We start from the raw sequence: 22,976 nt of genomic DNA, 5'->3' as shown, positions 1-22,976 counted from the left end.
TGTGGGGGCTGGATCCGAACGGATCCCGCCCCCACAATTCCTTCTACCTGAAGTTGTTGCGTTACTTGGACTTACGAGGTCCCGGCATGACCGCACCTGGACGGGCGGTAGTCAACCTCGTGACCCAACCACTGACGGGCCACTTCTTCAGGCCGACGTTGTGCGGGGTGACCTCGGTTCCGACGTACTTGGCAGCAAGCTCGTCGTCGACGGTTCCGTTGAACCGCCACAGTTGGCTTCCGTCGGCGTTGCGCGTGGACACCTCCCACGACTGAGCACGGAAGGCACCACGAATGATGCTGTCGGCAAACACCAGAACGGGGATTCCGATCTCGGCACGAACGGCCGCACCGGCAGACCACTCGGCGCGCGCGAGTTCGTAGATCTCTTCCGGCGTTGCTCCCGGACGGGCGGAGGCCGGTACGTGGAGGACGATGCTCGGCGTCGGGAGTTCCGGCGCGGGATCAGCCGAGTAGCGCAATGCGAGTTCCTCGACGCGGGTCGCTCGGGCGTCCTTGTCCGAGGTATCGCCTGCGAGATTGGTCAGACCCTCTCCCGCGTCGGTGATCCGCAAGGCTTCCACGATGCCGCGGACGACCTCGTCGGTAGTGGCGGCCGAATCCGCGGCGGCAGAGACCGAGCGGAGGAGTACGAAGTGCTCCACCGCCGAACCTGCGTCGTAGATCTCGCGGATCCGAGCGATCTTGGCTGCCGTCACAGCAGCATTCGACTCGGCCGGAGCGTCCGCTCCTTCGAGGTTCGCGAGTTCACCGAGCGCTTCGAATACCGGCGCGAATACTTGATTTCCCGTGCCGTGCCCGACATGGAACACCTGGTCGTTACGCGGGTCACGCAAAGCAAAGACGTACTGCCCCAGTCTCTTACCGACCTTCTCGGAGAACGGCTGCGGAGCCGGCTTCCTGACGACGACCTCGGTGGACAGAGTGCGCATCACGGCCAGACGTAGTGCGTCTGGCACGCTGGTGGAACCGGCAGCACCGGAAAAGATTGCCGCCGAAGCAGCGCTGATCGAGGTGAACGTGCGGCCGACTTGCTTCTCGAGAGATGCAGAGACCGTACCGACCGCAGTCAGTTTTGCATCGAGGGTGCCGTCACCCTCGACAAGGAACTCCTTGATCAACGGAGCAACGAGCAAGGTGGAGCCGATAGCGCGAGGAACTGTCCAGACAATAGCCATGCCACGAGCCTAGGCGATCACCTCGAGACGCGAGGCGAACGCGACTCAGCCCGCCGCTGCCGGCCCGGCCAGTCCCTGCACAAGTAGGTTCCAGGCCGACTGCGCGACTTCTTTTCGCGAGCTCTCGGCAGTCCGTTCCATGATCGCGGCGAACATGGCGATCGCCAGGATCACGTCCTCAGCAGTCACGGACTCGCGTATCTTCCCAGCTCGACGCGCCTCCTCGAGCCGTCCTTCGAGGAGATCGGTCAGACGGGTGCCTGCCGAATTCAGTCGTGAGTCGCCGAAGGAGACGGGCTTGATGACCTCCACGAACACGATGGAGGTGGTGATCTGGTCTACCAACAATCGAAAAAGATCGTCGAGAGTCGAATCCGGATCGGCAGCCATATCTTGCAGCTCGACGATGTTCTCGTCGAACACCGCGAGTGCGAGGCTTTCGCGAGTGGGAAAGTGCCGGTAGAGGCTGCCCTGACCGACGCCGGCCGTGCGGGCGATCAGGCTGAGCGGAGCAGCAAAACCCTGAGTTGCGAACACCTCACGAGCTGCTGAGACGAGTGCCGCACGATTGCGCGCCGCATCTCTCGGCCCTCTGTTGAGAGATCCGCTATTGACGCGGCCAGACGATGTCACGCACACTACGATACCAACCGGACAGCATTGTCCGGTTGGTTGCGGCCCGACACCGGTTCACACCCCGACCCGATCGTCGTGAGCGCTCGAACACGCGCCTGCCCTCCGTGCTGCCTGTCCGTGAGATACGTCTGCCCGTGAGATACGAAAGGCAATCCCGCACCGGGAGTTGGACTCGATGAAATCGTTCACGACCATCAGAACCAGATCTGCCATCGCACTCGTCGCCTTGATCACCGTCCTTCCCGTGTGCGTCGCGTCGGCTGAGCCCGCCACTGCCCCGGGCTCGATCCACGAGAACCCGGGTGTCGCTTCCACCGCCGCAAGCCGCGCCGAATGCGGCCCGGGATCGATGCCCGAGACCGGGTTGCAGGGTGATGTTCCGGCCGAGGACCGAAACAGCGGACGCAGCCGAGACGGCTACAGCTGCAACATGTCTCAGATCGGCGGCTACTCGGGTCGCGGCGGCGGGATCACGTCCACCAACTTCGAACACTGCTCGTACGTCGGCAGTTTCTTCCCCGGGAACCTCCTGGGCCCCGCCCAGGGCGTCCAAGTTCTCGACGTGTCGGATCCTGCCAATCCCGCTCTCACCGCCACGCTGACCGAACCCGCGATGCTGGCCGGAACGTGGGAGAGCCTCAAGGTCAACACCGCGCGAAAGCTGCTGGTGGGCACGGGCGTTCCGCTCTTGACCGGCGTCGGCCTGATGTCGGTCTACGACATCTCCGATTGCGCGCACCCGAAACTGCTCAACCCCGGACCAGGAACCGATCTGGGGATGCTGCTGCCCATCACCAATCACGAGGGAGGATTTTCACCGGACGGGAACACCTACTGGTCTTCCGGCACCGCTCCCGGCGTGGTGAGCGCCGTCGATCTCACCGATCCCGCCGACCCGCGCGTCGTCTGGCAGGACCTCATCGGGTTGTCGACGCACGGCTTCGGAATCAGTCCCGACGGAAATCGCATGTACTTGTCGAACAATCTCGGCGGAATACATGTCCTCGACATCAGTGAGGTTCAGCGCCGGGTCCCGAATCCTCGGGTGCGCCAACTGTCCCAGCTCTCGTGGACCGACGGTTGGGCCACCCAACACAGCATTCCGGTCACCTACGACGGTTCGCCGTACCTGTTCACCGTCGACGAAGGTGGTTCCGGCGGAGTCAAATTGATCGACGTCTCCGATGACGACGAACCGTCGGTCGTCAATTCGGTGAAGCTCGAAATCAATCTGCCGGAGAATCAAGACGCTGCGCTGGCGTCTGCTGCCGGCGGATCGCTGTTCGCGTACGAATCTCACTACTGTTCGGCAGATCGCCCGGTCGACCCGACGGCGCTGGCATGTGGATGGATCTCGAGCGGGATTCGGGTCTTCGATGTTCGAGATCCCTTCGACGTCCACGAAATTGCGTACTTCAACCCACCTGCTCGGACCGGCGGCAATCTCGAACTCGCCAACTCGCCACACGCTCTCGCGTCGCTCATCGGGGTACCCGTTCTCAGCACCCCGGCAATCGCGCAGTCGATCGCGCAGGGCCAGTTCGACCCCGGCCAAGCACTGAGTTCGCGGTCGGGCATGGTCGCTCTCGGCGACATCTCGACCGATTGGTGTTTCTCCCCACCCGAATGGCGAGGGACCACGTTGTGGGCGACGTGCGCCGACAACGGCTTTGTTGCCATGCAACTCGAAAACGGTGTCTACACACCACCCGCTGACCAGAAGACGACCGTGGGATCATGACGGCGCCGCGATCGGTCAAAGCCGTCGCACTCGTGGCCGCGGCACTGATGCTGCTCGTACTCGGCGCAGCACTACGTCCGCTGTTCGCACCCGAGAACCACACGCAGAGAGCTGTTCTGAGCGAAACCGAAATCGGATTCGTGCACGACATGGCGGCCCACCATCAACAGGCCCTCTTCATTCTCGCGCGTCTGAGTCCCGATGTGGACCCGGCGGTGACGAGACTGGCCCAGCAGATCGACGATGTTCAACGAACGGAAATCGGTGTCATGCTCGGTTGGCTGAGGTTGGCCGGTGTCCCGCCGAACAGTAGAACGCCGATGGCGTGGATGGAGGCGTCGCCGAGCGGCGCGGGCGACTCTCGTCATCACCCGGCAACGCTGGACACCGAGACCGACTCCATGCCGGGTATGGCTACGACCGAAGAACTCGAGAAACTGAGCAGCGCTCGCGGGCTCGACGCCGAGGTCCATTTCCTTCAACTGATGGAACGCCACCACCGTGGCGGGATCGCCATGGCGCAGGCCGCCGATGCCCTGCTCGAGAGCGGGCCGGTGAAACAGTCCGCCCGCGACATGATCAATTCCCAGAGTCAGGAATCCGGGCTGATGACGCTGATGCTCGAACAACGTGGGGCACAACCACTGCACTGACCCGCATGTGCAGTGACTACCATAGGTGTCGACCTGCGAACTACAGAAGGAATCGACACTTCATCATGACCCTGCTCGTTCGCGGAATCGATTGGTCGAACCCGACAGCACCGCGGATCCGATGCGTCGACGACACCACTTCCGCTACGACCTTCTTCACTCACGACTCGGTGCTGCGGTTCTCCGTCGACGAGACGAAGGGCCGCCGCTGCCTCGGCTGGCGAGATCTCACCGCTGAAGGTCCAGGGCACTCGCCGTGCGACCGCGGGGCGACGGTCACCGCAGGACGCCAATGCGACCGATGCCGAAATCGTGAGGGGTTCACCACGGTTCATCAGGCACACGTCAGCGGCGCGCACATTCATCCGAATGTGCGTACCTACCTCGCACAACCACAATGGCTCTACGTCGACGTATTCGCCGGCGGCCAGATGAAGGTGGGGACGGCTTCCGAGTTCCGCAAGCATCCGCGAGTCGCCGAACAAGGGGCAGTCTGCGCATTGTTCGTAGCGCGGTCGACGGACGGTTACAGCATTCGCGCCCTCGAAGCCCGAGTTTCGGAGCACTTCCACTTGAGCCAGGCAATACGTACGTCTCGGAAGATCGAAGCGTTGACAGGTCCCTTGGATCGAGAGAAACTACGAAAGTCGTTGCACCACTTCGTATCGTCGATCAAAGACGAGCTGAATGACATCGGATCGGACATCGACGGAATCGAGATCCTGGAGGCTCCCGAAGAATGGACGGCGCCGGCGTGCGCTGACGTGGTCTTCGATGCGGCACCGTTGATCGCGTATCCGCACACTTTCGAGTCCGGGGAACATTCCTTGTATCTGGAGGGCCTTGCCGGTTCGATCGCCTCGCTGCGGATCGACCCCGATCCTGAATCGCCACGCTTCGTCGCGGATGTGTCCGGACTGGTCGGTCGAACCATCACCGTCGGCGAGTTCGAGTCCCCTGGCGTGGCGATTCAGGAATCGTTGTTCTGAAAGTAGGTCAGCAACTTCCCGCGGTCGCTGCGGCGAATCCGCGAGTGACCTCGGCCTGCTCGTCGGCAGACAGGCTCGACCATTCGGGATAAGCCTGGATGGAGGTCAGCATGTCGTTTGCCAATGATTCACGCGTCATGCCCATTTCCTCTCCGGACTCGTCGATGGCCGGCTGGTAGGCGTCGAGGTACCGGAGAACGTCGGAGCACGCCTGCGCGTAGGTCCGTGGCAGTGCCGAACTCACATTCGGGTCGGACGGGACCTCAGCCGGAGCACTCGAGTCGACCGAAGGGGTCTCGGTAGGTATTTCCGACGACGTCGCCGGAGCCTCGGATGACGTCGTCGACGTCGCCGTGGTGGTCGCCGAAGCAGAGGAAGTGAGTGTTCCGACCTCGGTCGGCTTGTCTCCGTCAGAACCGCAGGCAACCAGCGCCACCAGCGAGCAGGCACCGATGAACCCGGTGATCGTTTTCTTCATCCCTCAAGGATGCCAGAGGGCCACTGGCGTTCGAACGGACCGGCATCGCCCGTCAGCGCCAATTGCCCGAGCATCCTGCCGAATCCGAGCGCCTCGCCCTCCCGACTGCGGGATTGGACTGTATGCCCCGTTCGCGAACCCATGCTACGGTGACTTAACTGCAAAATAACTACGGGTGGGATTGTCCGGTCTGCCGCGTTCATCCGGAACGCTCCGATCGGAAATAGTTCGTCTATAAGGGGCTGGAACGAGTGGGACTTTTTCGTCGACGAGGTTCCCGCGAGGAAGACGACGATCGCGGGCACAACCTCGATCGCAGCGACCCCGGGTACGCCGCCTGGTTCGCGAACGTCGCCGACGCGGGTGGTCAGCCGATTCCGTACAAGCGACCGCTGACCGCACCGGTGTATCCGCAACTCCAGCCGCCGGCCCCGGACTACGAGACGGATACGAGACGGCCACTCAACGCACCCGCCGGAGACGGCTGGCTACCCGCAGACCGCATCGACGAATTCGAGTCGTCGAATGGCCGCCCATCTGCACCGAACGGAACGAGCCCACAAATCTCCCAAACTGAAAAGTTGCCGCCCGACCCACTCCCGACGCCGCAACCAACGATTCCACCTCGAAATGTACCGATGACTTCACCACCGAAGCATCACCTGGAGTCGCCCCGCGCGACTCGGCCCTACCAAGGAGAAGCAATGAGCAACATCGACAAGATCCTCGGCGAATTGATGCGCATCGACGGTGCCAGCGGTGCAGCCGTCGTCGACGCCGACAGCGGAATGGTTCTCGGCATGAGCGGCAACCCGTCATTCAGCCTCGAGTACGCCGGCGCCGGCAACTCCGAGGTTGTGCGAGCAAAGCTCCGCACGATGAGTAACTTGGGGATTACCGACACCCTGGAAGACATCCTGATCACCCTGAGCAACCAGTACCACCTCATTCGCGTCCTCGAGACGCCCGGACTGTCGACGCTGTTCGTGTACCTCGTTTTGGACCGTGCGCGTGCGAACCTGGCGCTGGCCCGCCACAAGCTGGGCGAACAGACCCCCAAGATCGAGATCTGACGCTTCCACTTCCTTCCCGACAATGCCCGGTCCTCGCCAACGGCGAGGGCCGGGCATTGTTCGTTCCGAACACTCGCTTGGTGAACCTCGCGCCGGCGCCGATACTGGGACCGTGACTATCGCGGATGCTCCTTGCGTGTGGTTGACCACCCTCCGAAGCGACGGCTCGCCGCACACGACTCCGGTCTGGTTCTTACTGCATCAGAACACATTCTGGATACCGAGCGCTGAGCAGAATCGTAAGGTTCGGAACCTGCTGGATGATCCTCGGGTCTCGTTGGCAGTCGACGGATCCGCTGGCGACCCGTGGGTCGCACAGGGCCTCGCGACAATTCATCACGATGTCGGCGAATTCGTCGACCTCCTGAGACTTTTCGGCGAGAAGTACGACGGCTGGGATGCCGCAGACGAAACTCGTGACGGTCCGCGGGTCCTCGTCTCGGTCCCGGTGACTCGATGGTTCCTTCGACCAGACTGACAGACAGTGCCGGTTAGGCCCGAATTGTCGTGAATGACATACTTGTAGTTCATCTCTCGCAGAAATGGACTCTCACACATGGCACGCACGGCACATCACAGGCGCGGCATCACCGGCGTCACCATCGGCATTGCTGCCGTGATCGTGCTGGGAGGTTGCGCCAATTCCAACGCCGACGCGCCCGAAACATCTTCTCTCGGTTCGGGAATCGGATCCGGTGTCACCACGACGGTCGTGACCGAAGCCTCGGCTCCTTCGTCCGCCGCAATTGAACTGCTGGCACAGATCCCCGTCAAGGGACGCGCACCCAAGACCGGATACGACCGCGCGCTGTTCGGTACCGCCTGGACCGACGACGTCACCGTCGAATTCGGCCACAACGGCTGCGATACTCGCAACGACATCCTGCGGCGTGACCTCACCGACCTGACATTCAAGGACGGCTCCAAAAGCTGCTCGGTCCAAACCGGTACGCTCCGTGACCCGTACACGAACAAGACCATCGCGTTCACCCGCGGCCAGGACACGTCTTCTGCAGTCCAGATCGATCATGTAGTCGCACTCTCGGACGCCTGGCAGAAGGGCGCACAACAGCTCGATACACAGACGCGAACCAATCTGGCCAACGACCCTCGAAACCTGCGCGCTGTCGACGGGCCCACGAACCAGAAGAAGTCGGATTCCGACGCGGCGACCTGGCTGCCACCCAACAAGGCCTACCGCTGCCAGTACGTGACTGCTCAAGTGGAAGTCAAAGCGGCATACGGTTTGTGGGTCACCCAAGCCGAACACGACACCATCGCAGACATTCTCGCGACCTGCTGAACTCTTGCGGTGATCAGCGGCCCTTGATCAGATACCGCACAATCGCCATTCCGAGCGCGAGGCCCACTACGGTGGCGAGCGCTGCAACCAGACCGTGACCGGTCAGTGCGACGAACACACCGGTGATGACTGCGACGACGGCAATGATCCCCGCGTCCACTCTGCTTTGACCACGTTCAGGCATGGCACTCTCTCGTGCCGTCTGGTCCGTCCGCTCCCCTCGTAGCGGACGGACCCAGCGGCAATCTGTCGAAATGCGCGAACTCCGGTGGCCTCACCGGGCTGACTTTGCGGGCGGTCCTGCGAGGCCGGCACGTCCCCCGGAGCCAACTCACATCGGTTCACGAAGTCCGTACCTTCGCAGAATATACCGATTGGTAGGTAATTACCGAGGGCTAAAGTCCCTGGTCATGGACTCATGCGACGAGTGGTCGGAAACTCGAGACGAACGAGCACATCCGCGAGGCGAGCGTTAGCCGAGATAGCAGAGGTCCGTGGCCACGGCCAGAGGCCCATCTGGAATCAGAGCGGAGACGTCTATGACCCGAAAAGTGATCCGAGATCCAACGATCCGACTGACGACACTCGCTTCCAATCAGCGCAATATGCGGTGGTGAAGCGAGAATCCGTCAAGAGAATCGTGACTGTCGCCGGTTCGAGGGTGCTTTCGAACTCGAGTACATTCAATTCACCATCGCCGTCGACTTTCGCTCGGCCGTATATGCACGGCATGTCAGCTGATATGGGCCCAGACGTCGTGTAGGTTCCCGGCAACACCTCCCACGGCACGTCGAACAGTCCGTGACCAGGAATCGTTCCCGGCGCTGCTGAGGCCGCAGACGTCCCGATCATTGCCACACCGACAGCTACTGCTGCAGCGGACGCGAGCAAACTAACCTTGCGCATTTTCCCTACCTTGTTCATACCTGAACCGCAGCGGCGAGTTCGAAGGCTTGTTGATGTAAGAACCCGCGGTTCGCGCAGTTCTTCAACTAACGGTAGTAAAAGGGCACGAGTTTTGGTGAGCTACCTTTTTGTGGTTCTGGCCCGATTTCCGTGACGGAGACTCCCATTGAGAAGATCAGAGAACGCCGGCGTTGCGGCTCTCGGCATGATTCGAACCTGTCATTCCAGTATTCGATCACACACCCGCATTCGAGCCGAAACGTCGACGCTCCCCTGCCGTTTGGGTGACTCAGCCTCCGAGTGAGCCCGTCGGCAGCTTCGAGAAGATGTCCCCGAGGCTTCCGGTTCCACCAGGAGTTTCCGGTTCCGTCGGATCCACCGGCTCGACGACGATGACGCCAGGCACGGTGACGGTCACGGTCTTGTCCGCAGATTCCGAAGAACTGAACTTCTTGGTACCCAGGAACTTTGCGGTGATGCGATGCTCGCCCTGGTCGCGGAACGGCCAGACCAGTTCTGCATGGCCATTGGAATCGACTGTGGCGCTGCCGATCTTCGTATCGCCGTCGAAGAACTCGACCGTTCCCTCACCCGGGTTCGGGTCGATACTCGCCGCAATCTTGACGTCTTCGCCCGTCAGTGCCTCCAGTGCGACAGCGACCGTCGTCTCGGTCTGGTTGGTCGTGAATACCTCGGTAGTCGAGAGGGCGTTGCGTCCCTCGCCCGCAGCAACACAATACCCAGCGGCATTGACCCACCGGGATTCACCGAAACTCATGCTCGTGTCTTTGATCTTGATACTCGGGCTCGTCGCCCCGGCGCGCAGGTGCGTCGTCGCGTTTCCCTCGTCGGACCGAGCTTCGAGTTTCAATTCGACTGCCGGCAAACGAAAGTCCGTGTTGGCCTTGACTTGCAGCCCTTCCTTGGGCTTGTTGTCGCTGGCGCTCGGACCGTCGTTGACTGTCTTGTTGCCGGCACCGGTAATTCGCAGGTACTCACCCGCCGGGTTTGCGTTTCCGTCTGCGCCCACCCGGAGCAGCACCGCAGTCTCGCCGGTCAAGTTGGACGACGAATCACCGACGAGGGAGTACGAAACCAGGGTTGCCCCTTGCGGTAGTGCGATGTCGTACTTGATACGACCGGTGTCCGAATCCGAACTACGCATGGTGCCTGGATGCAATTTCACTGTGAACTGTTCGCCGGGACGCACGGACGTGGGCGCGGTTACCTCCATGTTGTCGGAGAACGACGAATCCCAATCGGTGGCGCCGTCGACCCGGCACTTGTGTTCGAAGGAAACTGTCCGCGTCACGGTATCGGAAGCCGCTGCCACCGGCGCGGACACAGCGAGGAGTCCGGCCGCGAGTGCTGGTACGACAGCGCAAACTGCCAGAGTGCGGGGGTTCATGTGTTGCCTTTCAGAAGAACTCGGCCATTGAAAGTTCAGTGAGGTAGGACCGTGATCACTTGCCACCGAGCGAACCCGTCGGCAGCTGCGGCAGAACGGACTCGAGGCTGCCGAGACCACCCGGGGTGCCCGGATCGGTCGGGTTGGGATCGACCGGACCTGTGGTGTCACCGGTCACCGTGAGTACGTGTGCCGCCGACGTGTACTTCGCCTCGTCTCCGGTAGCGGTGAATACTGCAGTCACGGACTTGGTACCCGCCTTACCGAAGGTGAGATCCAGGCGCGCAATACCGCGAACCACCGGCCGCGGGTCACCGACGGGTTTGCCGTCGACCATGAACTGTACTGTTCCCGTTGCGTTTTCCGGATCGACGTGAGAAGCAAAAGACACCTTGGTACCGGTCGCGGCGGTAGCCGGTCCTTCGAGCTTAGTCACGATGTCCGCGCCTGGCTCAGGATCAACGGGCCCCAGGTCCCCGTCGATCTTCGTGGATGCCAGGGCGCCGGCACCGGCATTGAGGGGGCCGGTCTCAGCGTCGCGCGGCGAGCAGGATGTGGGCGCCCAGATGGTTCCCGCGAGCCAGTGACTGACCTGAGGGAGGAAGGTCAAAAATGACTCCGGCCCACCGAAAGTACCTGCAGCACCCGAAGTCCGGACATTGGTTTCGACTGCGCCGGAAGGCCCGGCCTTTACGGTGATTCTGATCTTCGGAAAGACGATGTCCGTCTCGGCTCCGGACTGAGCATTGATCGCCAGCCCGCCGTGCGCACCCGACGACGATGACGGGCTGTTGCCGATCGCTTCGTTTGCGCCGGACAACCGGAGTATCGGACCGTCCGCTGCGGGAGTGCCGTCTTCGTTGACACGAATCACCGAAGCAGGTTTCCCGGCAATAACATTGCCCGGATCGGTGACCGTCGCCGAAACGAACTCCGCGTTGGTCGGAATCGGCAGATCAATCTTCAGACGCGAGATCTTCTTGACGCTTGCGCCGCTCACATCGTTCGGGATCTGGACGCTACCCGGATCCACGTCGATGTCGAAGACCTGACCTGGCGCGACTACCGTCGGAGCCGAAACCCGCACCGTGGCAGGCTTTCCGTCTGACGAAGGACCGGAGAACGCACTCGGAACTGCGCGGCACGTGACCTGGAACGTTGTCGACGTGGTTTCTGCAACGGGCGCCGCGGTTGCCGGAATCACGGCCACAGCGGTTCCACCGGCAAGGAGGCCGGTAAGGAGCGCAGCATTCAGTAGGCGTTTTGACATGATGTCCTCTCGGAACAACCTGATTGACGTTTGCCGCCGAACTGTAACGGAGCCAGCGCCCGAGTTGACCCGTTTTCAATAAACAAAACCCACACAGTAGGTAAATACTTGGTAAGAGTTGCTAGTCGTCACATCTGACCGCCGCCGCAGGCCTTTCCTCTCTCGATCAATCTCGCAATTCGAGATTCACTGCAGGGAAACACAATTCGACAGAAGTTCGCACCATAGAGAGATCTCCGGTCATACTCTACCCTTACAGGAGGGTAGAGTATGAGAACCTCGTCAGGACGGAATCTCATGGCAGTAACCATCGCTTCATCCACCAACGACAATTCGGTTCGGGCCGCGCTCCGGTCACCTCACCGTCTCAAAACGGAGGTTTTGGCCGGACTGGTCGTGGCGTTGGCACTGATTCCCGAGGCGATCTCGTTCTCGATCATCGCCGGCGTCGATCCGCGGGTAGGACTGTTCGCGTCGTTCACGATGGCAGTGACCATCGCCGTCGTCGGCGGACGACCCGCAATGATCTCCGCAGCTACCGGCGCCGTCGCACTGGTCGTCGCTCCACTGACGCGCGAGTACGGAATCGACTACCTGATTGCGACAGTCCTTCTGGCCGGCCTTCTCCAGATCGTGCTGGGCCTCCTGGGCGTCGCAAAGTTGATGCGCTTCATTCCGCGCAGCGTCATGGTGGGATTCGTCAACGCACTCGCCATCTTGATCTTCATCGCCCAACTCCCCCACCTGATCGATGTTCCGTGGCTCGTCTACCCACTCCTTGCAGTCGCACTTCTGATACTCGTATTCCTGCCGAAACTGACGAACTCCGTCCCGGCTCCACTGGTGGCAATCGTGCTACTGACAACCGCCACAGTCGTTTTCGCGTTCGATGTCCCCAACGTCGGCGACGAGGGCGAGCTTCCGTCGAGCCTACCGACGCTACTGTTCCCCGACGTCCCCCTGGACATGCACACACTGTCGATCATTGCGCCGTACGCATTGGCCATGGCGCTCGTCGGACTCCTCGAATCGTTGATGACGGCCAAGCTCGTCGACGACGTCACGGATACTCACTCGAACAAGACCCGAGAAGGGTGGGGCCAAGGCGTCGCGAACATCGTCACCGGCTTCTTCGGGGGCATGGGAGGGTGCGCGATGATCGGCCAGACCATGATCAACGTCAAGGTCTCCGGCGCTCGCACTCGAATCTCGACTTTCCTGGCGGGCGTGTTCTTGCTGATACTCGTCGTCGGCCTCGGCGATGTGGTGGCGTTGATTCCCATGGCCGCATTGGTGGCCGTCATGATCATGGTCTCGGTCGGCACTTTCGATTGGCACAGCATCAATCCGAAGACCCTGCGCCGCATGCCGATCGGCGAGACAGTGGTCATGTTGGTCACCGTGGTAGTCACCGTCGCCACCCACAATCTTGCCTACGGCGTGATCATCGGAGTGATCACCGCGATGGTCATCTTCGCCCGCCGCGTCGCGCATCTCACCGAAGTGATCGACGTCGCGCATCCGGACGAGGACACCCGTGTCTATGCGGTTCGAGGCGAACTGTTCTTCGCATCCAGCAACGATCTGATCTACCAATTCGACTACGCCGGCGACCCGAAGAACATTGTCATCGATCTGTCCGAGTCTCATGTCTGGGACGCGTCGACCGTCGCGACACTGGACGCCATCACCACCAAGTACGCGGCCAGAGGCAAGAATGTCGAGATCGTGGGGCTCGACGACGCATCGGCCGAGCGCCACCTGCGCCTGTCCGGTCGCCTGGGTGACGGTCACTGAGAGTATGGAAGCCCAGCGCGAGGAAAGTGGGAGTGATGTCTGAGCCGGAACATGCGGGCCAAGGGCCGAACATGCAGATCGGACAGGTTGCCGAACGCACCGAACTGTCGATCAAGACGATTCGTCATTACGACGAGGTCGGTCTGGTTACTCCGTCCGAGCGGAGCGCCGGAGGATTCCGCCTCTATACCGAGGCCGATGTCCAACGGCTACTGGTAATCCGACGAATGAAGCCACTCGGATTCAGTCTCGAAGAAATGAAACAACTTCTCGATTCTCTGGCAGTGCTCGGCGACGAAGCTTCGGACGCGCCAACGCGCACCGCTGCAACCGAATTCGTCACCGACTGCCACACCCGGGCGGAAGAAAGCTGCACACACTTACGTAAGCAACTCGCCTACGCCGAAGAGCTGACGGGTTTGCTCGCCGACCACAGTCTCAACGGTGAACGGCATTCGTGATCTGCAAGCTGAACTAAGCTGAGTTGATGGCCCGATACTTCGACGTTCACCCGGAAAACCCGCAGCCGCGCGCGATCAGCCAGATCGTCGAAATGCTGCGCAACGACGCGGTCATCGCCTACCCCACCGACTCCTGCTACGCCCTGGGCGCCCGAATGGACAATCACTCGGGCACCGATCGGATCCGCGAGATCCGTCATCTGCGTTCGGACCATCACTTCACGCTGGTCTGTGCCGATTTCGCGCAGCTCGGGCACTTCGTCCACGTCACCAACTCGGCGTTCCGCGCGGTGAAAGCGGCTACGCCTGGGCAGTACACGTTCATCCTTCCCGCCACGAAGGAAGTTCCGCGTAGGCTGGCACACGCCAAGAAGAAGACCGTCGGAGTGCGTATCCCCAGCCACCCGGTAGTGCGGGCACTCTTGCAAGAGTTGGGTGAACCCATCCTCTCCAGCACCCTTCTCCTGCCCGGCGCCGAGGAACCGATGACGGACGGCTGGCAGATCAAGGAAGAACTCGACCACCAACTCGACGCCGTCATCGACTCGGGTGACTGCGGAACCGAACCCACCACAGTCGTCGACTATTCGTCCGGTGTTCCCGAAATCGTGCGGGTCGGCGCGGGAGATCCTTCTCGTTTCGAATGATCCCCCGCCCGGGCCACATCATGGAGTCGACCAGTCACGGCGTGACGATATCGAACCACAGATCGAAGTCCTCCAGCAGCGAGATGAACGTCTCCAGTTCGGACTGATCTCCCACAGCTTTTGCCGTTCCGGCCTTGATGGATTCGGTGAGCGAGGTCGTTCCCAGATACACCTCGTTGAACACGGCACGGGTCAAGGTCAGAGTCAGGGCGGCCGAAGCATCTGCCTTGTCCATGTCGTAGTTCAGCACGCCGTTGCGCACTGTGACCAGGACGTTGTCCGCGGTGTCCGACAACACGAATCGCAACGACAGGTCGACGTCGGCGGCCTTCGGGCCATCGAGGCGAACTGCCCAGAAATCCAGCATCTGTTCGAGCGGCATCACTGCGACCACGGCCGGGCCAGTGGGGTTGTTGGACGGCATCGGCGCCAGCGGATGCCGCAATTCCATCGCTCCGACCAGGTAGAAGTTGCGCCACGTACCGTTCTCGGCTTGGTAGCCGAGTTGTTCGTACGTGTCCGCCAACAACTCTCGCGCTTTCTGATTACTCGGATCGGCGAACACCAGATGGTTCACCAGCTCCGCGGCCCAGCGGTAGTCGCCGTCGTCGAACGCCTGCTTGCCCTTGGTCAAAAGTGCGTCCGGCCCGCCGACGGCTTCGACGTAGCGCTTGCCGTTCTCCACCGGCGGATGGGGATTGAGATGAGCGGGAACGCCGTCGAACCAACCGAGATAGAAGGTGTAGATCGCTTTGACGTTGTGACTGAGCGAGCCGTAGTACCCACGGTTGTACCACTGCTTTCCGATCGCGTCGGGTACCTCGATCTGGTCGGCAATCTCTACCGGTGTCAGTCCCTTGTTGGCAAGGCGCAACGTCTGATCGTGCAGATACTTGTACAGATCTGCCTGATCCGACATCAGCTTCAATATCTTGTCGTTGCCCCACGTGGGCCAATGATGCTGCGCAAAGATGATTTCGACGTCGGGGAACAGTTCCATTGCCAGACGCACGTAGTGCGACCACGCTTTGGCGTCGCGAGTCTTGGCGCCGCGCAACGTGTATAGATTGTGCATCGTGTGCGTGACGTCCTCGGCTGACCCGAGCGCCTTGAAATCTGGTAAATAGAAGAGCATTTCGGATGGCGCTTCGGTTCCCGGCGCGAGCATGAACGTCACGCGCACACCGTCGATGACCTCTTCGTGCACCGGTTCGGTGATGACGTCGGTAGGCACGGCAAACGTCGAAGTGCCGTGCGAAGTGGACAGGCCGAGACCACCGGATACCTGCCCTTGTGGCCCCGGACGCAGGAACGATCCGTACATGTACATTCCGCGACGTGTCATCGCCGTGCCGGCAAGTACGTTCTCGGAAATCGCTTCCTCGGTGAAACTGTCTGGTGCGTAGACCTTTACGGCACCGGACTCGATCTCTTCGTCGGTGACAAATCCTTTGACACCGCCGAAGTGATCGCCGTGGGAGTGCGTGAAGATGATTGCCTTGACCGGAACCTTCGGGCGGTGCTGGTAGTACAACTCCAGCGCGAGAGCGGCTGTTTCCGCGGACATCAGAGTGTCACCGATGATCAACCCGGTGTCGCCCTCGATGATCGTCGTGTTGGACAAGTCCTGGCCGATCACCTGGTACAGACGATCAGCCAGCTTGAACAGTCCACCGCCCTTTCCCATCAAAGTGGCTTGGCGCCACAGACTCGGGTTGACGGTATCCGGTGCATCGCCGTCGGCGAACCCGTAGGCGTCGTACGAGAAGATGAACTGCCCTTTGTCACCTTTGACCAGTCCGCCATCGATGAGCGGTGCCACGAGACCTCGAGAAATCAGTTCGAAGTCGAAGGTGTCGTCGAAAGGAAGGTCACGGAGAACCTGGGCATTTGCCAGGCGAGTCGCTTCGGTGGCGGGCTTGGGGTCGAGTTCGGACGGTGTAGTCATCTTCTCTTACGCTCCTCGGGAACTCGCGGTGACCTGTGTCGGGATATCGGTTCATCCTCGATTCCCACGCAGCCCTCGCGCATCACCCGGAAGGGATGATCAGGTGGCCCGTCCAGCAATCAACAGCGCAACGACGAACTCACGCACCAACGTCCGCTCGTCGTTCTCGTCCGCCCCCGGCACCATGAGCAGCGAGAGGATCACCCGCACGATCCAGCGTGCCCGCGACGCTGTGCCTGCTCCGAGTTCACCGAGCATCGCGACACCAAGTCCGTTGATGACGTCGGACGAATTGGCGAGTTCACCGGCAAGACTCGCATCGCCCGGGGCGAACCATGCAGCCAACGTCGGAGTGCTACGCACCGCGGAGACTGCGGTGAGTATGGCCGTCTCCAGACGCTCACTCGGATCGTCGATGGTCGCTACCGATTCCGCGATCGCAGTTCCCAGCCTGCGAGCTTCGCGGTGAACGAACGCAATGTGAAGAGCCTGCCGATTCTCGAAGTACCGATACAAGGTGGCCCGGGAACATCCTGCAGCAGAGGCTATCTCCGCCATACCGACCGCGTTGACGCCTTTCTCGACGAACAATTGTGCCGCACTGTCGAGGATCTTCTCGGCTGCCGCCAAGGCGCGCCCCTCGCCGAGCCAGTCGTTGCTCATGGCCGAGTCACCGACATCGGAGCCGAGAGCGGACGGCGCACGTAGTTGCCCGGCGCGTATTGCATCGCGTCGATGTCGACATGGAAGTCGGGAATCCGGGAAAGCAACTCTTCCAAAGCAACTCGCGCCTGCATTCGAGCTGCCGACGCGCCCAGACAATGGTGGGCGCCATGGCTGAAGGTGAGGATCTTCTGCGGTCGACGCAAGACGTCCAACTCCGCCGCGTCGGGTCCGTACTTCTCGGGATCACGATTGGCCGCACCGTACATCAGCAGAACCTTACGTCCTGCCGGAATCACTTTGCCACCCAAGGCCACATCTCGCGTCGTGGTGCGTGCCAGTCCTTGGACCGGCGAGGTGAGTCGAAGCAACTCGTCGACCGCGTCGGTGATCAATGCGGGATCGTCCAGCAGGATCTGACGCTGGTCGAGGCGTTCGGTCAGCATCGCCACCGAACCACCCAGCATTCCTGTCGTGGTGTCGTTTCCCCCGGCCACCATGGTGAAGGCGAAGCCCAGAATCGACAGCAGGCCGGACATGTCGCCGTCTTCACCGAGTCCAGCGGCGAGTAGGTGCGAAATCGTGTCGTCACCCGGTTCGACCTTGCGGCGTTCGATCAGCGAAGCGAAGTACATCATCAGCTCACCGGTGGCGGCCTGCGCCGTCGTCGCTGCCGCGGCCACACCACCTGCCGAATTGGCAGCGACAATGGCTTCGGTCCAGCCGTCGAACTGGTCACGGTCCGATTCCGGCACACCCAGATAGTGTGCGACAACCATAGACGGCAACGGTTTGAAGAGCTCGACGACGATATCGCCGCTGCCACGCGCTTTCAGCGCCTCGATACGTTCGACGACAAATTCGCGAACCATCGGCTCGACCGCCGATACCTGACGCGGAGTGAAACCCTTCGACACCATGCGCCGGAACTCCGACTGCACTGGCGGATCCTGCATCACGAACGGCGGATTGTCCTGCATCCCGATCTGTTCGAGTTCACCGTAGACAGTGGTCAATCCCTTTGCCGACGAATACGTCTCGTAGTCGCGAGCGGCGTTGTAGACGTCTTCGTGACGGGTGAGCACCCAGTATTCGTCCTGCGGCGCAGCTTCCGGCACAACGTTGTGCACCGGGTCGTTCTCGCGCAATGCGTCGTACATGGCCCAGGGCGAACGCCAGGACTCCCCGGTGGAAGGTACAAACCGTGGCGAATGCGACACAGAAGTTGTCATGACTCGACTATGAGACAAATTGCCAAATGTGTCAACGTTCTACGATCAACCGTTCCTACGAGCAGCATTGAGTAACTCGCATCCACGCAGAGCACTATCGTGTGTCGGGTGATCACGGATCCGAAGAATCATCCGAACAGCTCTGACGCCGGGCGCCGCGCCGTGGTTGCGGTCCTGCTCCCCCGCGAACATCTCCCCTTCATCAGGGACTGGTGCCTGCACCACATCGAGCAAGGCTGGGAGGTTGTTCTCTACGACAACACCGGTTCCGTCGGGTCCACCCGCAAGACAAGCGCATTCAGCCTCAACCGTTGGCACGGCCGCAGCGAGGACAAGAGAGGCAACTCTTACGGCGCCTTCACCCGATCGATGTCGGACAGTGAAGTTCAGGTCGCATTCCGCAAAGAACTGCACGACCTTCCGGTGACGATCGTCGACTGGCAACCGCGCGACGCGGACGGTCGGATCGTGCACGGACAGGTAGAGGCGTACGTCGATTACGTGAGCCGGTACCGCGACACCGTCGCATGGGCAGCATTCATCGACGCCGACGAATACCTCCAACACGCACCAGGATTGGACTGGGAGGTTCTACTTGCCGGCGTTACTCAAGCGGGTTCGCACCGCGTCGTTCTCGATGCTCTGGTCTACGAATCCAGGTGGACGCGCGACGGGCAATTGCGAGACGTCGAGGAATTGAAATGCCTTGGGCTGCAAAGCCACGGCTGCAAGAACATCGTCAAGCTGTCGGAGATTCTGCGAGCAGACGTCCACTGGGGATGGAAGACAACAGGACCCGACACCCTCATACGGCCGGACAGATCGCTCTACTACTTCCGCCACTACCGCGGTTCGGAGGCGATGCTCGACTACACTCCGTTGCCGAACTTCGGACCCCAGGTCTACGAAGAAGGTGCGGATGTGCCGGCAAAGATCGACGTATCACAAAAATGAATGTGCCTGCAAGACACAGGTATTCATCTGCAGACAAACCTCCGGCCCGCATCCACGAAGGCAATATCTTCAGAATGCGAGCCGGAGGAAATCTGACTGCAGAAGCAGATCAGGAAGCGCTGTTGCCACCGAAGAGTGCAGCAATCGTGGCGACGGCTGCGATGCCGCTAACGATGCCGGCGATCGGGCCGAGAACCTTGGCCAGGTCCGTGAGCGGTCCGGTGGTTGCGTTGGCTGCAATGCTGCTGGTGTATGCCATGTCTAGCTCCTCATCATGGAATGTGTACGCGGTCCGCGCGCCCGGTATGTAACGGCGCTCACAATATACGTAAGACGACCGAAAATTGAAGCGGCACCGCTGAGTGGGACGTAACTCACATCTCATCCAGCGGGAACCCACGAGTAACAATGCGCGATTCGGACAACGCTTCGGGAACCGTTGAATGACGAGCAGGAGAACAGCAGTGGGCAAGTTGGATGGAAAAGTGGCCCTGATCACTGGCGCAGGGCAGGGCGTCGGCCAGGGAGTTGCGTTTGCGCTCGCCAAGGAGGGCGCTTCCGTCGCGGTCGCGGGCCGCACTGAGTCGAAACTCGTCGTCACATGTAACGAGATCGCCGAACGCGGAGGCCGTGCCGAACCGGTGCTTATGGATATCGCCGACGCGGATTCCATCACCGGAGCCGTGGCGCGAACGGTGGAACTGTTCGGCGGCGTCGACATTCTGATCAACAACGCCAGCCTCAACCCGCTCGGCAACGTCCTCGACCTCACTCCGGAGCGCCTTGCCGACGGATTGACGTCCGGCCCCGTCGCGACTCTGCGAACCATGCAAGCCTGTTACCCGTTCATGAAGGAGCGCGGCGGCGGGGCAATCATCAACATGGTCAGCTCCGTGGCCGTCCGCTGGGACGCTGCCGGCTACGGCGGCTACGCGGCCGTGAAGGAATCCGTCCGAGCCCTCAGTCGCGCGGCAGCATGCGAATGGGGCGTCGACGGGATCCGGGTCAACGCGGTTGCTCCCCACGCGTCGTCGCCGGGGCTGCAGCGGTGGGCAGATGCACGCCCGGAGGAGGCTGCCGCCTTTGTTGCCGGGATTCCGCTACGGAGGATCGGCGACTGCGAAACGGACATCGGAACCGCGGTGGCTTTCCTGGTCGGCCCGGATGCCGCGTATCTGACTGGAGCAACAATTCCGCTCGACGGTGGTCAGTCGCGCTGGGGCTGAGAGCTGGCGTCGTCGAAGGCAAGCACCGCCGACTTGGCTTCGGCGATCGGGCGGCGGAAAACGAAACCGACCAGAACGGATGCCAAAACCAAGGCGGCCAGAACAATGAGCCCGACCATCCACCACATGGTTTTCAGTATGCCCGAACCGACCTCCGCCGGACGCGCGCCACGGCCGTCGGAAAGCGGCGACAGCCTCGAAAAGTGCTGAACACCAGTCAAATTCCGTTTTGCCCGTTTCCTGAGCTTCTTGAGAAGCCGTGATCGATGACACATATTCGGATCCCGAACCGGAACGAGTGCGTGACTACGACGACACCTCGGTGCATCCTGGCATGTATGGAATCCGCTGTTTCGGCCCAACTCGTCGACGGAAGCACCCTCACACACCCGTGGGGCGGGACAAGCAACATCACCGATCTCGGCGGTGACGTTCACTGGATCGACTTCGGCGGTCCCAGCGGAGCGCCGCCCATCGTGCTCGTTCACGGTCTGGGCGGCTCGCACCTGAACTGGGTGCGGGTCGCACCGGCGCTGGCGGCGCGCACGCGCGTGTACGCCCTTGACCTCGCCGGATTCGGACTCACCTCTGCCCGTGGGCGACACACCGGCGTCGACGCCAACGCAGTACTTCTGAATCGCTTTCTCGACACAGTGGTGGGTGAGCCCGCCGTCCTGTTCGGCAATTCCATGGGCGGAATGGTCTCGGCAATGTCGACCCATGCCAGTCCCGAATCAGTCGCCGGCCTGGTGCTGGTGGATCCGGCGCTCCCCCTGCCCGTCCAACTTCCCGATCTGACCGTCGCCGCCCAATTCGCGCTCTACTCGATGCCGTACGTCGGTGAGCAGGTTCTCGGCTTCGGACGCCGAAAGATGTCAGACCGGCAGTTGGCCGCTCAGATGACCAGATTGTGTTTTGCCGATCCGACGCGAGCCGACCCCGCGGTCCTCGACGCGGGCGCTGCCTTGACGGCGATTCGCCGCAACGAACCTACCCAGGATGCCGAATTCCTTCAGGCAGCACGGTCACTGCTGATGACCCTCGCCCGTCCTGCCTCCTATCGAAAGACATTGCGAGAGATCACGACTCCGACGCTCCTGATGCACGGCGATCGCGATCGGCTTGTCCCAGTCGAGGCCGCACGGGCAGCCGCTGCTGCACATCCACACTGGACCACCATCATTCTCGGCGACACCGGCCACACCCCACAATTGGAGATTCCGGACGAGTTCACCCGTCATGCGCTCGCGTGGCTCGATCGCACGGGGCTGATCAGGAGCTGACACGTACCAACACTCCCCGGTGGAACGCCCTTGCCGATCGAGCAAGTGCCCCATCAACTTCGGAGTATCAAGAACGATTCGGCGGTCGTCTACGTTGGCAGGTCCGGCCCACCGGGGAACGCGAAACGGACACATACCCCAAAGCTCTCGAACCCTGGGAATGTGTCGGGGTACGCGCGTAGCGTGAGATTCAGGCCTTCCTCGGCCAAGCATTTCCGCGTCCCCTGCTTGTGTATCCGTTTCGGTTAAGGAGAGTTTTCAGATGCCCGCACGCACAGCGCTCGACGGAACACCCTGTTGGATCGACCTCACCAGCTCCGACACCGAGGTTGCCAAATCCTTCTACACCAACGTGTTCGGCTGGCAGGCTGACACAAACGACGACCCGCAGTACGGCGGCTACGCGATCTTCAGCAAAGACGGGCAGCCCATCGCCGGGCTCGGACCCCAGCAGGAGGGAAACCCCTACGGCAACGTGTGGACCACCTACATCTCCTCGACTGATGCGGCAGCGTCGGCGTCCAAGGCCCAAGCCGCGGGCGGAACGATCATGATGCCGTCGATGCAGGTCGGTCCTCAGGGCAGCATGGCGATCGTGGGCGATCCGGCCGGTGCCGTCGTCGGCATCTGGCAGGCAGATCAGCATCACGGCTTCGGTTTGGTCGGCGAGGCCGGAGCGCCGGTCTGGCACGAGACCTTGTCCAAGAACTACGCCGCGGTCCTGCCGTTCTACACCGACGTGTTCGGCTGGACTTACGAGTCGATCGGTGACAGCGACGAGTTCCGGTACTCACAGGCCAAGCAGGGTGACACCGTCGTCGCCGGTTTGATGGATGCCAGCTCGTTCCTCCCGGCAGAGGCGCCGTCGTTCTGGCAGGTGTACTTCGGGGCGGACGACACCGATGCGGCCGTCGCCAAGGTCGTCGAATTCGGCGGCAGCGTCTTGCGCGATCCCGAGGACACGCCCTTCGGTCGTCTCGCGTCGGTGGCCGATCCACTAGGTGCCAAGTTCCAGATCTCCACGATCATGGAATGAATCTCCGCGCGGAGGCCGCACCGGTCCGCGGTCTCTGCGCGCTGATCATCTGGAAAGTCCGGATTTGACCGCAC

Annotated in this window: 24 protein-coding genes and 1 pseudogene; 13 read left to right on the top strand and 12 right to left on the bottom strand. The window is 61.5% G+C overall.

The annotated features are described in order from the left end of the window. Positions 1–61 precede the first annotated feature (61 nt). Together YH3_RS07410 and YH3_RS07405 are read right to left on the bottom strand one after the other, a co-directional pair. Positions 62–1,198, bottom strand: a complete 1,137-nt coding sequence (locus YH3_RS07410; protein WP_054827317.1) for a GIY-YIG nuclease family protein — start codon at positions 1,196–1,198, stop codon at positions 62–64. Positions 1,199–1,243: 45 nt separating this feature from the next. Then, the gene (locus YH3_RS07405; protein ID WP_228401948.1) at positions 1,244–1,831 is read right to left on the bottom strand and encodes a TetR/AcrR family transcriptional regulator; all 588 of its coding nucleotides are present in this window, start codon (positions 1,829–1,831) and stop codon (positions 1,244–1,246) included. Positions 1,832–2,009: 178 nt separating this feature from the next. On the opposite strand from YH3_RS07405, the gene YH3_RS07400 reads away from it, so the two are divergent. The 3 genes from YH3_RS07400 (at position 2,010) to YH3_RS07390 (ending at position 5,217) form a co-directional block, all read left to right on the top strand. Next, positions 2,010–3,575 (top strand): LVIVD repeat-containing protein, encoded by a 1,566-nt coding sequence (locus YH3_RS07400; protein WP_042452515.1) that lies wholly within the window; start codon positions 2,010–2,012, stop codon positions 3,573–3,575. Then, positions 3,572–4,228: a DUF305 domain-containing protein gene (locus YH3_RS07395; protein ID WP_054831545.1), complete on the top strand. Its 657-nt coding sequence runs from the start codon at positions 3,572–3,574 to the stop codon at positions 4,226–4,228. Before YH3_RS07400 ends, YH3_RS07395 begins: the two co-directional genes overlap by 4 nt. A 65-nt stretch (positions 4,229–4,293) precedes the next feature. Next, entirely contained in the window at positions 4,294–5,217 is a 924-nt protein-coding gene (locus tag YH3_RS07390) for a DUF2797 domain-containing protein (RefSeq protein ID WP_003945794.1), read from the top strand. Positions 5,218–5,224: 7 nt separating this feature from the next. On the opposite strand, the gene YH3_RS07385 is transcribed toward YH3_RS07390, so the two are convergent. Next, positions 5,225–5,695, bottom strand: a complete 471-nt coding sequence (locus YH3_RS07385) for a hypothetical protein (RefSeq protein ID WP_003945723.1) — start codon at positions 5,693–5,695, stop codon at positions 5,225–5,227. A 704-nt stretch (positions 5,696–6,399) separates the two neighbouring features. Here YH3_RS07385 and YH3_RS36405 point away from each other — a divergent pair. The 3 genes and pseudogenes from YH3_RS36405 to YH3_RS07365 form a co-directional block, all read left to right on the top strand. Further along, positions 6,400–6,768: a hypothetical protein gene (locus YH3_RS36405; RefSeq protein ID WP_020906454.1), complete on the top strand. Its 369-nt coding sequence runs from the start codon at positions 6,400–6,402 to the stop codon at positions 6,766–6,768. Between the two features lie 112 nt (positions 6,769–6,880). Continuing rightward, positions 6,881–7,246 carry a pyridoxamine 5'-phosphate oxidase family protein gene (locus tag YH3_RS07370; RefSeq protein WP_047269305.1) on the top strand — a complete coding sequence of 122 codons (366 nt, stop codon included), beginning with the start codon at positions 6,881–6,883 and terminating at the stop codon, positions 7,244–7,246. 78 nt (positions 7,247–7,324) lie between these two features. Continuing rightward, positions 7,325–8,068 (top strand): annotated as a pseudogene (locus YH3_RS07365) (HNH endonuclease family protein); the annotation flags it as partial. A 16-nt stretch (positions 8,069–8,084) separates the two neighbouring features. Here YH3_RS07365 and YH3_RS35975 read toward each other — a convergent pair. The 4 genes from YH3_RS35975 to YH3_RS07350 form a co-directional block, all read right to left on the bottom strand. Next, positions 8,085–8,255: a hypothetical protein gene (locus YH3_RS35975; protein ID WP_007734610.1), complete on the bottom strand. Its 171-nt coding sequence runs from the start codon at positions 8,253–8,255 to the stop codon at positions 8,085–8,087. A gap of 353 nt (positions 8,256–8,608) precedes the next feature. Continuing rightward, positions 8,609–8,977 carry a hypothetical protein gene (locus YH3_RS07360; RefSeq protein ID WP_228232477.1) on the bottom strand — a complete coding sequence of 123 codons (369 nt, stop codon included), beginning with the start codon at positions 8,975–8,977 and terminating at the stop codon, positions 8,609–8,611. 289 nt (positions 8,978–9,266) lie between these two features. After that, positions 9,267–10,385: an Ig-like domain-containing protein gene (locus YH3_RS07355; RefSeq protein WP_064443193.1), complete on the bottom strand. Its 1,119-nt coding sequence runs from the start codon at positions 10,383–10,385 to the stop codon at positions 9,267–9,269. 55 nt (positions 10,386–10,440) lie between these two features. After that, a complete protein-coding gene (locus YH3_RS07350; RefSeq protein ID WP_064443192.1) occupies positions 10,441–11,655 on the bottom strand; it encodes an Ig-like domain-containing protein in 1,215 nt (404 codons plus the stop codon). Positions 11,656–11,952: 297 nt separating this feature from the next. Between YH3_RS07350 and YH3_RS07345 the strand changes: the two genes are divergently transcribed. The 3 genes from YH3_RS07345 to YH3_RS07335 are packed head-to-tail and all read left to right on the top strand — an operon-like array spanning position 11,953 to position 14,560. Then, positions 11,953–13,452, top strand: a complete 1,500-nt coding sequence (locus YH3_RS07345) for a SulP family inorganic anion transporter (RefSeq protein ID WP_228401945.1) — start codon at positions 11,953–11,955, stop codon at positions 13,450–13,452. Between the two features lie 35 nt (positions 13,453–13,487). Further along, complete coding sequence (locus YH3_RS07340; protein ID WP_047269546.1) at positions 13,488–13,913, top strand: MerR family transcriptional regulator; 426 nt, start codon at positions 13,488–13,490, stop codon at positions 13,911–13,913. Positions 13,914–13,939: 26 nt separating this feature from the next. Continuing rightward, positions 13,940–14,560 (top strand): L-threonylcarbamoyladenylate synthase, encoded by a 621-nt coding sequence (locus YH3_RS07335; RefSeq protein ID WP_003945756.1) that lies wholly within the window; start codon positions 13,940–13,942, stop codon positions 14,558–14,560. 34 nt (positions 14,561–14,594) lie between these two features. Here YH3_RS07335 and YH3_RS07330 read toward each other — a convergent pair whose 3' ends face one another. The 3 genes from YH3_RS07330 to YH3_RS07320 all read right to left on the bottom strand — a co-directional run bounded on the left by YH3_RS07330 (position 14,595) and on the right by YH3_RS07320 (position 18,403). Then, positions 14,595–16,508, bottom strand: coding sequence for an alkyl/aryl-sulfatase (locus YH3_RS07330; protein WP_003945738.1), 1,914 nt, complete (start codon positions 16,506–16,508; stop codon positions 14,595–14,597). A gap of 99 nt (positions 16,509–16,607) precedes the next feature. Continuing rightward, a complete protein-coding gene (locus YH3_RS07325) occupies positions 16,608–17,171 on the bottom strand; it encodes a TetR/AcrR family transcriptional regulator (RefSeq protein ID WP_042452540.1) in 564 nt (187 codons plus the stop codon). After that, positions 17,168–18,403 carry a cytochrome P450 gene (locus YH3_RS07320; RefSeq protein WP_064443190.1) on the bottom strand — a complete coding sequence of 412 codons (1,236 nt, stop codon included), beginning with the start codon at positions 18,401–18,403 and terminating at the stop codon, positions 17,168–17,170. The genes YH3_RS07325 and YH3_RS07320 overlap by 4 nt, the downstream gene beginning before the upstream one ends. Positions 18,404–18,511: 108 nt before the next feature. On the opposite strand from YH3_RS07320, the gene YH3_RS07315 reads away from it, so the two are divergent. After that, positions 18,512–19,357 carry a glycosyltransferase family 92 protein gene (locus YH3_RS07315; RefSeq protein WP_064443189.1) on the top strand — a complete coding sequence of 282 codons (846 nt, stop codon included), beginning with the start codon at positions 18,512–18,514 and terminating at the stop codon, positions 19,355–19,357. Positions 19,358–19,466: 109 nt separating this feature from the next. Here YH3_RS07315 and YH3_RS35970 read toward each other — a convergent pair whose 3' ends face one another. Further along, positions 19,467–19,616: a hypothetical protein gene (locus YH3_RS35970; RefSeq protein ID WP_021343080.1), complete on the bottom strand. Its 150-nt coding sequence runs from the start codon at positions 19,614–19,616 to the stop codon at positions 19,467–19,469. A gap of 205 nt (positions 19,617–19,821) precedes the next feature. On the opposite strand from YH3_RS35970, the gene YH3_RS07310 reads away from it, so the two are divergent. Further along, the gene (locus tag YH3_RS07310; RefSeq protein WP_042452547.1) at positions 19,822–20,583 is read left to right on the top strand and encodes an SDR family NAD(P)-dependent oxidoreductase; all 762 of its coding nucleotides are present in this window, start codon (positions 19,822–19,824) and stop codon (positions 20,581–20,583) included. Here the strand turns inward: YH3_RS07310 and YH3_RS35965 are convergent. Then, entirely contained in the window at positions 20,565–20,702 is a 138-nt protein-coding gene (locus YH3_RS35965) for a hypothetical protein (protein WP_003945592.1), read from the bottom strand. The two genes, YH3_RS07310 and YH3_RS35965, sit on opposite strands and share 19 nt — an antisense overlap. Positions 20,703–20,921: 219 nt before the next feature. On the opposite strand from YH3_RS35965, the gene YH3_RS07300 reads away from it, so the two are divergent. Continuing rightward, positions 20,922–21,866 (top strand): alpha/beta fold hydrolase, encoded by a 945-nt coding sequence (locus tag YH3_RS07300; RefSeq protein ID WP_047269548.1) that lies wholly within the window; start codon positions 20,922–20,924, stop codon positions 21,864–21,866. Between the two features lie 262 nt (positions 21,867–22,128). After that, on the top strand, positions 22,129–22,902 hold the full coding sequence (locus YH3_RS07295; RefSeq protein ID WP_042452552.1) for a VOC family protein: 774 nt from the start codon (positions 22,129–22,131) through the stop codon (positions 22,900–22,902). Positions 22,903–22,976: the final 74 nt, after the last annotated feature.

It is taken from the genome of Rhodococcus sp. YH3-3, assembly GCF_001653035.1.
Classification (GTDB): Bacteria; Actinomycetota; Actinomycetes; order Mycobacteriales; family Mycobacteriaceae; genus Rhodococcus_F; species Rhodococcus_F qingshengii.
The sequence above is the reverse complement of the archived record's forward strand: the minus strand, read 5'-3'. Positions and strand labels throughout refer to the sequence as shown.